The organism is Pseudomonas sp. S3_B11 (assembly GCF_054667715.1).
Map to the genome: position 1 here is coordinate 2,380,147 of NZ_CP162749.1, position 12,903 is coordinate 2,393,049.

The following is a 12,903-nucleotide window of genomic DNA, read 5'->3' on the forward strand; positions in this document are numbered from 1 at the left end:
CAGTCCGGGCCAATCTGATAGCAACAGTCGTTTCTCGCGATGCATCACGGTAATCGCTAAACTACTGGCCCGAATTTCAGCAAGGAAGTGGGTGGATGCGTTCGCTTGTCAGCAGTGTGCTTCTTTCCATGACGCTGGTAGCCCCGGTCATGGCCGAGCCAAGGGCGTTTTCGGTGAATGATCGCAGCGGCCAATACCTGGTCGAAGTGTTGTTCCCGGAACCGCCGGAAGACCCGCATCAACTGGCGCACGCGTTTATCACCATTCGCGACAACGCCACCCACGAAGCCTTGCAGCAGTTGCAGACGCCCGCCGGCAATGTGCCCGTGGACCGCAACGGCAAAGTCGACAACTGGCTACTCGGCCCCCAGAGCCTGTTGTACTTCGACGACTTCAACTTCGATGGCCGCCTGGACTTGGCGATTCGTAACGGCAACGATCCCGACGCGAGCTACAAACCGGCGTTCGACGTCTACCTGCAAGACCCGCAGAAAACCCAGTGGGTCCTCAACCCTGCGCTGACGGGCCTGGCAAAGGAGGACAGCAAAGGCATGTTCGCCGTCAGCCCGCTGGACGGCGTCCTGCTTTCGCAAACCGACCGTGACTGCTGCTGGACTCGCGCCACCCACTGGAAAATGCGCGGCGACGAATTGGTCCTGCTTCACTCAGACACCGAGGAGCAGATCCAGCCGACCGAGCCAGGCGAAAATACCAGCATGCCCAGCGGCTACACGCTACGCACCACCGGCGAATTGAAAGATGGCCAGTGGCGCGAACAATCGAGCCTGGAAGGCCCGGAAAAGGAGGATCCGGTGATTCTTGCCGGAACCCTCGATGCCAAGACCCCGGTAGAACTCTGGTACCAGGCGCAAGGTGTCGTGATCATTGGCGAGGTGCGCTATACCCAGGCGGGCAGTGGCGAACCGATCAAGCTGCTGGGAACCCGGGAAGACGCCGACGACGACCTCATCAGCCTCCACGAATATGCCGATGACGGTCGTCAAACGGGTACCTGGAGGATCTCCCGGGAAAACGTCGAACCCTACAATCACACCGGCACCTGGGTCAGCGGCACTCAGGGCGACGACCGCAAGTTGGCGATCCTGCTGCACGATGAAGAGCGCGAATTGGATGGCGACAAAATCGACGACGTCGACCGTGACCTGCGCAGCGGCCATTACCAGATGCGCCAGGACACCCTGGGGCGCGACGCGGACCTGGACTTGAAGATCCTGCCGGACCGCGACGCCAACGGGAAAGAAGTCACCGAATTCACCGTGACCTTGAAGGGCGGCGTGACCGAGCATCACATCGTACCGATGGAAAGCGACAACCTGATCATCGTGCGCGAGCCGCAAGCTTCCGAGAAAAATGGCCCATATCACATACAGCTTGTGAAGAATTTTGCGGTCATCAATTACAACGCTGCGCCAGATTCCCCGGATATGTTGACGGGGGTTTATTTGAAGCAGCGTTGAGCAGGACATTAATGGGGATGAAGGCTGGCTCAGCCACTGCGTGGCCGATCAGGTCAGGTCATGGCTGGGTGAATTCACGCTGCCTATCAGCGTCAGCTCCACGTGTTCAGGCGCGTAAAGCTCGACTTGGCCCTTGGCAGCATCGAAGCCGGAGCGGGCGGCGTCGCTCGCCGTGCTGAATATCAGGTTGCTGTCGTTGAGCTGTGCGGCAAGGTTGCCGTCGAGCACCAGCTCGAAGCGTTGGCCGTCGGCATTGGCCTCGAAATTTTTCAGGTACGTGCGGGTATCGTCTGCGTTAGTTCCGATCGCCAGGGTGCCGTCGTATCCGTTCCCGATACCCGTAAAGCCCAGGGCACTGAGGTCGATGTGATCCTCAGTGGGGTTGAAGTCGAGTATGCGGTCACTGCCGCTGCTGTCAGCGGTGCGAAAACTGTCGGCCACATTGGCGTAGTTGAATACATCGCTTCCCGAGCCGCCGGATAGCAGGTCACGGCCGAGATTGCCCTGTAGCACGTCGTCCCCTGAAAGACCGCGCAGGATTTCGTCAGTACCCAAGCCTTGCAATTCATCATGGCCAGAGGAGCCGGTAAGTCTTGTGTTGCCATCCGCGCTGCCAAACGTGGTGTCCAGGCTGCCATCGGCATTGAGCCGAACGGCCGCATAGTCGCTGCCGCCGTTGGCAAAAGCGCTTCCACTGAGCAAAAATTTTCCATCGTTCTGCAGGGTGATTTCGTTGGCTGCCGCCGAAACCCCGGGCAAGTCGATGCTGACCAGCCCTTGATTACCGAAACTGGTGTCGGGGCTGCCATCGGCATTGAGCCGCAGTACGGAAAAATCATCGTAAGCTACAGTGCTGGCGACTAATATTTTGCCATCGTCTTGTACAGCCACGTTGCCGTTGTAGCTGGCAAAGTGGGTTAGCGCGACGACGCCATTATCGCCAAAGTGGCTGTCCAGCTCCCCGCTGGCAGTGTATTTGAGCAGGCTGTTGTCAAAACCTGGCGCGCCTTGGACCAACACGCCGCCATCCTTCAGGACGGTGATGCCCTGCATGAATGCAAACGTTCCCTGGGCCTGCAAGGTCAATACACCATCCGTGCCGAAGGACAGGTCCCGCGTGCCGTCGGCAAGCAGCTGCGCCACTTTCAACGTATTGCCCTCGATTGCACCGACCAGCAAGCTGCCGTCGGCGTTGACGTCCACTAGCGGCGCGGCGCCGAACCCGCTGGACAGGCTGGCTTGGGCATTGCTGTTGAACGCGGTATCGGCTTTACCGTCTGGCCCCCATCGCTGGACGATAGGGGTGTCATCGTGGCCTTCGTGAGCCGTCACCACGGCGCCATCGGCCTGGACTTGAAGGCTGTACGCCTTGTCGAGGGGGATTTGCTTGTGAATCACCAGCCGACCAGCGTTGCCGTAGGTCGTATCCAAACTACCATCGGCGTAGAGGTGGGTCAGGGAAAAATCCTTGCCGTCATCCAGGTCATCGCTGTGGTAACTGAAGCCGGCGATCAGTACTGAACCGTCGGGCTGTAAGATCATGTCCTGGACATTATCGGTGTGCCCGGCGATATCGACGATCATGATCCCCGGGGCGCTGTAAGTGCTGGCCATGTCTGCATCCTTCAAAAATATCCTGAAGGAATCACTCTAGCCCGGAACCACTGGTGCGCCAGACCAATGGATAATGGCCTCATATTTTCTCCAGCTTATCGGCGCGCGCTTGAAATTGAACATCGACTTGCCCAATGCAGCGGCGTCCAGCCAAGTCGAGTGGCAGCCGTTTGAGAATGGCTGCATGGGGTAACCAGGCAGAATCTGAATATACTGTTACGTGTAATGTATATTATGTTAAATCTGATGTTATGTGAGATTCGACATACCTGCTTGTCTGTTTCCACTAACCTATGCACTGGATTTGTGTGTGACCCCCACTGATTAATTGGAAGCGTGGACGACTTAACCGGAAAGCTTTCCACGCCAAGCAGTTAGATTGCACAACTGACGTACTATCTCAACCCGGCTACGCCTTTTCTGTCAGTACTAAATTGGAAAAACCGCTCTGTAGCCCCCTGATTTCTGGTGTCCGCCGCCTGCGACCAAATCTCTCCCTGGCGTACCGCGTGGCGAAAGTAAATTAGAAAATAGAACTCAGCCATACCGGCCTCGGCGCATACCCCTGTTTTCAATAAACTTATTTCCGCGTCAATATCCTAAGCTGCTCCCGTACTCTGGGCGATTGACGAGAGTTAATCGGACAAAATTCGCCTGCATGGCTGATGCGCCCAGATGTTTGCGTTCATAGCACCTACTGTATAGATTCAGATGCTGAAATCTCTAAGGCTCAAGGCTGTTAGCCTTCGCAATTGCCGGCCCGCATTTGGGATGCATATTATGGTTCTGAGGTTTCATGGACTGCTGACGCACCCTGACTCGCCTGCCGAGGGCGCCAGCGAACGGTCTTGTGCAGAAAAGGAGTTGGTGCGTGTTTACCTCCAAAGTCTTCCGTCGGCTTTGCGTGCTCAAGAAAGCTATGCGTTGATGACTGATTATGCGCTGGCTACCAAGGCTGCGCCCGCTCAGGCGCGGTGGAATCAATCGGTTTTAGAAAAGTTTTTGCTTTGGAGCTTCATTGTTAAAACGAAGCCCCTGGCGGAACTAAATAATAGCGATGTGCAAGATTTTTTTGAGCTTCTGCAATGCCCCTCCTGAATCATGGATGTCAAAGAGCAACGATAGATTTGTAAAAGAATTTGGCCTTCTAAAAGCCAACCCAGAATGGCGTCCATTTCACTCTCCCTTACGCTCGCATGGAGTCAGGTGCGTTATTAATCGTTTTTTTGGTTTTAACTCTGAAGTCATCGGCCTTGTCCTTTGTCCTCCTAGTCCAACCCAAACTCCTCATGTGAATACATGCAGTTGCACCGATGCAGAGTCGCTGTGCTGCGAATACCTCGGTGCGTTAAAAGAAATCACGAAAGGAAAGAAGGGGTTAGAGCTTGGCTTGTTTATGTTCGCCACCTCGTTTTATCTCAAAATACCCTTGAGGGATTGCCTTGAATATCTAACTTTCGATTGCTTTGATTTTTCGGACAGAACCAATGGAAGATTCAAAGTCAACACAGGTAAAGGATCGATTTCCGGAAGAATCCCTGAACATTATATGGAATATTTTTTTCGCTGGACACAGATTTCTCAACTGCTGCCCTACCCCACACCTGATGAAATGCAACCATTGTTTCATCGGCGAGCAAAAAATTACCCGACAGCTTATCTTCCAAAATTTGACGTAAATGGTGTGCTTCCCACAACAATGTTAAGAGCTTTTAATGAGGGTTGCGCACGGTGTCGTAAGCCGGAAGGTCAACTCCTGAGCAGCTTTGATAGAAGCAAAAAATACAGAAATAAAGTCGTTAATAAGCAGGAGGCTTTTTCTACTATTGAACGGCTCTACCAAGAGTCTAATAACGTTAACCATGACACCGCTGCTACGCCAGTCCCTTTGTATCTCGTAAAAGAAGGAGTCACAGCGCAATTGCCTGAAAAAGTAATAACTTACTTTTTGACCTCGTTTAATCCAGCTGGCCGTAAGGAGATTTGCTCGGCTGGAGCGTCACTGTTTTGTTTATTTGTTCAGAGGGAGCCGAACTATCTGAATCTTCGCGCGTTTGAAAAGCTTACCCTTTGGTCGACCCTTGTAGCTGGTAAGAGTCCGGCAGATCTTGATGCGTCAGATGCCAAATCGTTTTACCTATTCTGCTTGAATCCTCCAGCGCAGTGGGGCGGCGCGCGGATCTATCCTAGATCGAGTATTTTATGGCGGCCATTTCTTAAGCTTCGGCCGGGCAAAGAAAACAATGTTCCTCGCGCCGGTATGATCGTGAACTGGTGCAATGCTTGCTACATCCACCTAGTGCAGGCTGGTATTTTGCGCTCAAACCCATTTCAGCGTTTAAATAAATATATTAACTAAAAAGCCAATGGGCACGGCCAGATGCCGCTGTGCGAATGCTGCTGCGAAGTTCTTCGTGACGGCCCCTTCGCCTCCAGACCAAAGGATGACATCGGCCTGGCCTTAGCAAGAATTCACGTCAACGACGACGTCTCCACACGGCAAGGCCACGTGAACGATGCAAACGGCGTCAGCAATTATGATGACCCACGATTCATGCCCATACAGCGTGCCGAGTACGATATGGAGCTGTATTACGGCGTTCATCTAACTGACTGGATGACGGTTCGTCCGAACATTCAATATGTTCGCCATCCTGGAGACGTATCTGAAGTTGATAACGCGGTAGTGGCGGGCTTGAAGATTCAAGCCAAATTCTGAACCAAAGCTAACATCCTCTCTGCGCTGAAGGATGTGTCTGGCACAATCCTTCGGCTGCGCTCGCATAAGTGTCAGAAATCAACCATGTGTCGAGGAGTTCCATCTGCTATGGAGGCCCTCACTCAGAACTCCGGCTAGTCGGCCATCGAGCTGGTTGTGTAGCAAAAAAGTCCGAAATTATTCCCAAGTCAACTGACTTCGTCTTCCAGTCTCTGGTAGCCACCCAATACAACAATCTGAGTAAGCCAGAACCATTTCTGGCATGCAATTCGCACTCTAAGCGGATTTCAATTGAGGATTATATTAAGCAAGTCTGGACGTCCGAGATGGCAATAAAGCATTGACTCCGTAAGAGCTAAGTCCTCCCGAATCTGGCGCTTCAATTCTACCGGCTGACTCCCAGAGATCTCTGCCACTTTGCCAATTAAGAATTCATACCAATTTTCATCGAAGCCATTAATTAGTTCATTCGCCTGCACATGGATCGAGGCATAATCTTCAGTAGTCAAAATATCGCACTCTACGAAGTGCATCAAGACATCCGTAGCATATGACATGCGCATAAAGTGCGAAATAAATAAGCGCCAGCTAATTACTTCATATTCGTTATGTTGAAGGTAAGATAAAAACATATCTATTCTGAAGATAATCCTAGCCATGAATGCTGATGAGTGTAAGCCATCAACGGGAAGATATGTGCCTATAACACTCAAAGCGCCGCATCGCATAAATCCATTGGCGACAGAAACATATGACCCCGCAATTGAAGAGGTTGAGCAAGCGCTCAGAGCCACGATTGGCGGAATTCTAGCTACACCATGGAGCGTCCAAGTGTTGAGCTGCTCATCCCCAATGCTCAACCAACCGATATCGCTGATGCCATCATGGTGCCCATGGCAATCGAATATCACCATGCCGCCGGAGTATTCATTCAGGGCGGCAACAACCTCACCTACACTACATACATCTACGAATTTTACGGAAATCTTATCCGACATGGGAAAGGCTTCCACTGCGCGCTGCAAAACTCCCTCAAGCTTGTCTCCTCGCTTAAAAGAGCGAATGACCAAGATGTCCCGCAGTTTTTCAACGGGCAGTTCATGGGTCGAGCCAACTGCTGAGAACTGTAACAACATATTCCCTGGCGTCATTGGTATTCGACAGACCTCATGACTAATCATAAGCGGCAAATCATCTACAATAGCCCACTCTAACGGAGAGTCGCTGCAAATAACACACCCATCGATCCTTTTCTTCAATAAGTATTTAAATCGCTCACTAAATACACTGCCCAAACCATCAGACAGAGCCTTGAATTTCGACTGCAGTTTTTTGTTTCCTGTCACTCCCCAACCATCGTGCAAACGCTCTATTTCCCGCAGGCTAGACATTTGTAAGTTCACTGAATTAGGGAGTCTGATGGCCGGAACTCCTAAGGAACTTGCTAGCAAAGCTACGGAGTAATTAGTTACTTTTAGTTCCTTTTGCCTCTCGTTTAATATGGTTACTGTCAGCGGATCTGTATTCGGATGATCCTCTGCTGTGTGCCCCTCCGGCACAATATACCCTGAATACCCAGGGTTTTTTATTAGGGCATTCTTAATAAAGTTTCGATGCTGAGGTCTCTTTATTTCTCTCAGCAACTGATTCCAGCGATGCGATCCTGTATTGTACAATTCGCTAACGATAGCCGGGGAATATAAAACAACACCCCGCTTGCCATCACTCTTCAAAACATCAAGAACAGTCTCGGCGCCGGAAGCGATGGCATCGAAATAATTTTGATTCTCAAGCGGATTTATGTACTCAGTGTCTGGGTAGTCATACCCAAGAGATGCAAGGACAAACTCATTCGCTATCGTCGTGCCCGCACCGAAAAACGTTAAGTCCGCACCGACTTTGTACGCCGACCTGAGCTTCGGCATTTTTTTTAAGATGCCAGCCGAGACCCTCGCATGCTTGATTTTTTTATAAATATCATAGTCGAAATTTTGCACCGAAAATCTATTTTCTAAATTTTCCAGATTAATCGCGCCGCGAACCTCTCCCGTTGTAGCAAAAATGGCTGATACCCCTTCAGGTAATACCAGCCTAGACACGTCGCTTGAGTACCTCTTAGGATAAAGAATGATCGCCATCGGGCTCTCTACCAGATTCGGAATGGATTCTATAAGGTGCCCGCCGATCACCTTAACGATTCTTCCTCTAGACTTCTTTCTATATTCTATTAGGCTCTCTTGACTCATAAATATTTCAGCCGTATCAAAAGGCCCCATAGTGACGGCGGTGAGGATGCTTAAAGTCTCCCAAGCCATGACATCTCTATGCCATCCTTGGAACATGCTCATACTATCGCCGACTGGCAGGACAACTACGTACGTTATTGAGACCATGGCCCCTCCTTAAAGGTCAATAAACTCCGCACCGCGTAAGCGAGACTGCGATCTGCATGCTGATGCTGATGCTGTTTGGAAGTCTCTGCCCATTGATATTTATCCCCAGGACGCTTCTGAACTTTTCGGTTGTTTCGAGGGAATTTAGCGATGGAGCATGGCACGATAGAAAAGTGCATCATTTATCCGTAACCTATAACAGTCTGCTCCTGCTGGCCTGACTAACTATGCACTCCTGCCAATATTCTATTCAGCTCAGCGTCAATTAATGCAATAACTTCTTCAGGCGACTCATCAAAATGCAGGTCTTGAGGGATGCCACTGTCCGCAAAAAACGTGAACCCGTTGGAGAACCTAAACACCTTAGAGCCAATACGGATGGGCTCCTCGGTTTCCGACACAATATGAGCTCTGAGCCTATGAAGGTCGTCAACGGCCATTTCGAATGAGTCAACCCTACGCCAGTAGGTTCTTAATTTAATTGTCCCAAGCATTACCTTTCCTTGAGATGGGGCGCGCACCTCTCCATCTCATATCTTTCATTGGTGATTAAGCAGCCGCAGCGTTGCCGCATTCTGAACAGAAGCGTGCAGTGTGGGCAATTGGATGCTGACATTGGCTGCAAGTTTTCACTGTGCGCAACATGATTGCCTTCTGACGCATGTAGGCCAGTTGCACCACACACGGAACCGTTACCCGATAGGCCGGACTGGCCAGATCAGCAGCTGTCCACAACGCAGTTATCGCCCACCCGATAGGCCCAATCGCAACACTGATGCTCCTCATGAGCTGGCCGGTAGCTACAAATGAAAGTCCTTTGCCGAGTATGGCCTTGGCTATGGCGTTGGCCACGATCGCTGCGATTTTGTAAGTCGCAAAGCCTCCGGCTTTTGCGGCACAGATCGCGGCGATCGCCGCTGCAGGGCCTGCAGTGGAATAGCTCACGACGCCCAACTCATCCAACACCGCTTTGCGTTCCGCGTCAGTCATTTGCTCGAATGCGCGGGACAGAATTTTCCCGAGAATCTCCTGCTCCACCACGTTAACGGGATCGTCTGCATGGTTGACCTTAAGATGCTTAGCCACATCATTGACGATCTCGTCGTACGCGACTCCGTCCTTGCGGAATAAGTTGAGCAGCGAGTTACCACCGAACAGACGAATCTCTCTTGCGATTAGCTGGTGATCAGCATCTGTGTAGCGGCCTGCATCGCGGGCAGCCACAAGTCGTTTGCAGACGTCACCATCTAGGGCCAGGCGACCTTCCCCATTGTCGGTGAGGTAATTCACAACTGCGCTGATGTCCTCAACATCGGAGACCGACAGAATCGCCTCAATGCTGGAGGTCGACAAGATTTCATCAAGATTCATGGGTTGCTCCCCGGTCAATGATCCGTGCACCCATCACGATGCACAGCGGTAAAAGATGCGTGTAGATGCCTTGCTCGAAATCCGGATGCGCTGGCATCGCAGCGGCAGCAAGAATGCCTTGCTGTACCTTCCTTCCCAGGTTCGAATCAGAGCGATTCTCAACCCCCACGTACTTGGCCATACGCAACACAGTCGCCGCTCGTGTCAAAGGGCGATTGTTCTGCTCATTGCCCAGCGCTTCAATCATGGTGCGGATGGACTCATTATTCCGAACATGACCGACTTCAAGCAGCGCACGTGCTAACTGCAGCCAGTCCTCCTCACTCATCAAGAGCAGCGCCGGAGAAATGTTTAGCGCAGAGGCCAGTCGACAGAGCGTTTCGAGGTCAGGATTGGCATCGGTGTGTTGCGTCAGGTATTTGCTGATCGTTGATCGCGCGATGCCTGAGTCATTCGAGAGGTGCTGCTGCGTCAGCTTCTTTGGCTCGCCGGTCTCGGTGATGCCTGATACCTGCATAGCACGGAGAAGGTTCGCGCTCAGCCCACGCTGGGTTTTCTTGAGGATTTCGCTTCCTGGTGCGATAGCGTCTGTTGTCATGCGGCCACGTCCTTGCTAGTGGCGCAATGATATCGTCAACTTCTGGGCTGTCCAGCCCGAATTTCCTCTGACGCGGACAATTGGCAATCCATGCGCACTTTGTAGTGCATGGAGGACAATGTGAGCGCAGGTGCTAACTATGGGTGGAAAGTTAAATAAAGTCTCTGACATGATCTTTATGGACTTGCTACCACCCGGTAGCGAGGTCGTTAAGGAAATTAATATGACTCACGTAACACTGTCGCTTGACTTTGAAAATGCGAACGCTGTTCGCAAGAAAGCTTACGGGTTTCTGGCCGAAAAAGAATGGGTTAAACTAGATAGTGTCGACACTGTTTGGGCGATTGAATATCCAGAATTCAATTACAAACTTCCCCGAGGATGTCCGTAAAATTCATTACGACATAGCAAAAACGCTAAAGCAGTGTGCTAAAGACCTGGAGATAGAGCGCATCAATTATATTATCCAGGTAGGTGGCCGTGGGGCGTTCCAGCGCCAAGTGACCTGCAAATATGGGGTCGCTGAAAAAGGCTTACGTTAAGTAGGAGATTTAAAGAAGGGAGCTGCCCTCGCAGCTCCTATGGATTTCATAACCAGCCTTTCAGAAAGAAGCCTTGACTATCGTGCGATAAAAAACATGAGTCCTGCCACATGGCAAAACTCACGCATTCTGGTTTCAAGTTCAGTAGAGCCGAGCCGCACTTTCGTTGAAAGAGCAACTCACTTTCCGAAAATCCAACCCGGCCCATGGCTAAAGGTTGGCTGTCTAGGACTGAACTTCGCGAATCATATTGCGCGCGATGATCACCTGCTGAACCTGAATAGTTGCAGGCGTTCGATCCTGGCCATCATCCTTGCAATCTCTTTCCGAGCTCATTGCCGGCGTCCCTTCCTTCGCCTGCTCTCCGTGGGCCATACCGTGAGGTCGCCCGGGCGCAGCCGTGCGACGATTTAGGGTCAGGGGCCTGACTTAGTAGACGGTCGACCAGCCTCGGCTTGAGCTTGAGTATCGGAGCCGGCGGCAGTCCGCATGAATGCTTCAGTACGCAAATCCAGGCCTATCAGGCAACGAATCCATGCTCCAAACGCCTGGCATATTCGACAGTGGTCTCAGTCTCCACACTGCTGGTGATCATGCTGGCAGGGGCTTTGCCGCCAAATGCTTTTATCGGACGTGTCATCCAGTGCATGGCTGCGTCGAAATCGCCGCCATACAAGCTCTTTGCGGCGTCGAGCACTTCCAAATAACGGGCCTGTTGATCGGGGGGCAAAGTGCTCATGAGTACAGTCCTTGGATGGTCTAGCTCTATCCTACACTATCGCCATCCGCCCTCTGTCCCCCTCTCATGCACGAGCCCCCTGGTGCCAGATTCAGGCGTGCCTGTTACTACGATCCTGGTAGGTGGTTACGTTGGCATCAGGCAGACATCTCAGAAAATGTGTAAACCAATTTTTTGACCTGTAAAGCTCTGTGGTTTACACATTGAAAAATTGGTTTACAAGCAGTGTCGAGGCTGCTTTCAAGCTAGCCCTTCACTTATTTCCCGGATTCCCTCCCCGTCTTCTACGGCGTGACAGCACACGCTGACTCAAGTCCACAACGCCATGGTTTGGTCATTCGCATGCTCGGTGCAATTGCTCAGCAAACAGAGGCAGAAAAAGCTCGGACTCGGCTATTTGCCACCAAACCTTGTTCTCATGCTTGTCGGTAAACGCCAGCAGATCGTGGGCCAGAAACACCTCAAATCCTGCCCGTGCGACCTTATCTTCGGAGCAGAGCTCATAAAGCCCTGCTTGGACGAGCAGCTTCTTGACGATCAGCGGCAACAACCACGCAGAGAAAATTAGGTGGTTATGGCGAGGCCAGACGCTTCCCTTCTGACCTGTACCAGGGCCATGCGCGGCAGCATTGCGAGCGGCACTGAAATCATGAACCCAGGCGTCGAGTGGGCGGCTGACGTTGCTGTCCCAGTGTTTGCACCACCAGGATTCGTCCAAATTGCCCTTGTACCAGATGGGCGGGTTTGGTAGCTCGTCGAAGTGTTCATTGATGGCCCTGCGAAAGGCTGCTTTGTCATGCGGAACGGCCAGCAGCGCGTCGATGGCGACCCTCATCAGGATCAACTCCGATCGGTCATCCATGGACGGGGCATCAGTGTTGGCCCTGAGGTACGAGATGATCGCTTCGTCGATGCGCTCCTTCAGTTCTCCGTCAGGGAGTTTGAGCAAAGCTTCCAGCAGTGGTGTGTCGAGTGTTATGCGCGTGAGGTTGTCGACGTGGTACGGCCGAACGAACTTGAGCCCCCCGCTTCCCGCCAGCATGTTTTGCGTATTGCCGTCACGCCGGCGCGTGGTCATGCAAGAGTAAGTCGGCGTGCCGACATCAAACCGCTGCGCCACGACCTGTAGGGTGTCTGCGTTGTAGTACTCATTCGTGGAGCAGAACTTGCGTTGTGTTAGGGCGGAAAATGCTAGGTAGGAACCCTGAACCAACCGCTCCTGGATCTGGGCATCCGATGCGTCCAGGCCCGGCGTGTCCGCGTCCCAGATGATTAGGGTCGCTTGATCGATTGGCTGCGCGGGGTGAGAGCCAATTCCCCGGTCGCCATAGTTACCTAGAACGCCGTCTAAAGCTGCCTGAGGGATGCCCAGCAGTTCGCCAGGGAGTCGACCGCGCTCGTAAGGGATGAGGCGCATGTCTGCGATCCTTAGCTCCTCAGTAGCCGCTA

General features: G+C 52.2%; 10 protein-coding genes and 1 pseudogene. 5 read left to right on the forward strand and 6 right to left on the reverse strand.

The window, feature by feature from the left end:
- Window positions 1-95 precede the first annotated feature (95 nt).
- Window positions 96-1,478, forward strand: coding sequence for an XAC2610-related protein (locus tag AB4O22_RS10945; RefSeq protein ID WP_013693395.1), 1,383 nt, complete (start codon window positions 96-98; stop codon window positions 1,476-1,478).
- Window positions 1,479-1,526: 48 nt separating this feature from the next.
- Here AB4O22_RS10945 and AB4O22_RS10950 read toward each other — a convergent pair whose 3' ends face one another.
- Window positions 1,527-3,092: a delta-60 repeat domain-containing protein gene (locus tag AB4O22_RS10950; RefSeq protein WP_460096303.1), complete on the reverse strand. Its 1,566-nt coding sequence runs from the start codon at window positions 3,090-3,092 to the stop codon at window positions 1,527-1,529.
- A gap of 711 nt (window positions 3,093-3,803) precedes the next feature.
- Between AB4O22_RS10950 and AB4O22_RS10955 the strand changes: the two genes are divergently transcribed.
- The 3 genes and pseudogenes from AB4O22_RS10955 to AB4O22_RS10965 form a co-directional block, all read left to right on the forward strand.
- Window positions 3,804-4,190 (forward strand): hypothetical protein, encoded by a 387-nt coding sequence (locus AB4O22_RS10955; protein WP_460158248.1) that lies wholly within the window; start codon window positions 3,804-3,806, stop codon window positions 4,188-4,190.
- Window positions 4,191-4,197: 7 nt separating this feature from the next.
- Window positions 4,198-5,451, forward strand: coding sequence for a hypothetical protein (locus tag AB4O22_RS10960; protein ID WP_460158249.1), 1,254 nt, complete (start codon window positions 4,198-4,200; stop codon window positions 5,449-5,451).
- A 60-nt stretch (window positions 5,452-5,511) separates the two neighbouring features.
- A pseudogene (locus tag AB4O22_RS10965) lies at window positions 5,512-5,811 on the forward strand (carbohydrate porin); the annotation flags it as partial.
- A 287-nt stretch (window positions 5,812-6,098) separates the two neighbouring features.
- Here AB4O22_RS10965 and AB4O22_RS10970 read toward each other — a convergent pair.
- From AB4O22_RS10970 to AB4O22_RS10980, 3 genes are all read right to left on the reverse strand, one after another.
- A complete protein-coding gene (locus AB4O22_RS10970) occupies window positions 6,099-8,204 on the reverse strand; it encodes a hypothetical protein (protein WP_460096305.1) in 2,106 nt (701 codons plus the stop codon).
- A 549-nt stretch (window positions 8,205-8,753) separates the two neighbouring features.
- Window positions 8,754-9,575 (reverse strand): ubiquinol-cytochrome C chaperone family protein, encoded by an 822-nt coding sequence (locus tag AB4O22_RS10975; protein ID WP_460096306.1) that lies wholly within the window; start codon window positions 9,573-9,575, stop codon window positions 8,754-8,756.
- Window positions 9,565-10,173 carry a helix-turn-helix domain-containing protein gene (locus tag AB4O22_RS10980; RefSeq protein WP_460096307.1) on the reverse strand — a complete coding sequence of 203 codons (609 nt, stop codon included), beginning with the start codon at window positions 10,171-10,173 and terminating at the stop codon, window positions 9,565-9,567. Before AB4O22_RS10980 ends, AB4O22_RS10975 begins: the two co-directional genes overlap by 11 nt.
- 139 nt (window positions 10,174-10,312) lie before the next feature.
- Between AB4O22_RS10980 and AB4O22_RS10985 the strand changes: the two genes are divergently transcribed.
- Window positions 10,313-10,564 carry a hypothetical protein gene (locus AB4O22_RS10985; RefSeq protein ID WP_460105619.1) on the forward strand — a complete coding sequence of 84 codons (252 nt, stop codon included), beginning with the start codon at window positions 10,313-10,315 and terminating at the stop codon, window positions 10,562-10,564.
- 671 nt (window positions 10,565-11,235) lie between these two features.
- Here the strand turns inward: AB4O22_RS10985 and AB4O22_RS10990 are convergent.
- Both AB4O22_RS10990 and AB4O22_RS10995 read right to left on the reverse strand, forming a co-directional pair.
- Window positions 11,236-11,454, reverse strand: coding sequence for an antitoxin Xre/MbcA/ParS toxin-binding domain-containing protein (locus AB4O22_RS10990; protein ID WP_460096309.1), 219 nt, complete (start codon window positions 11,452-11,454; stop codon window positions 11,236-11,238).
- Between the two features lie 334 nt (window positions 11,455-11,788).
- Window positions 11,789-12,871, reverse strand: coding sequence for a hypothetical protein (locus AB4O22_RS10995; protein ID WP_460096310.1), 1,083 nt, complete (start codon window positions 12,869-12,871; stop codon window positions 11,789-11,791).
- Window positions 12,872-12,903: the final 32 nt, after the last annotated feature.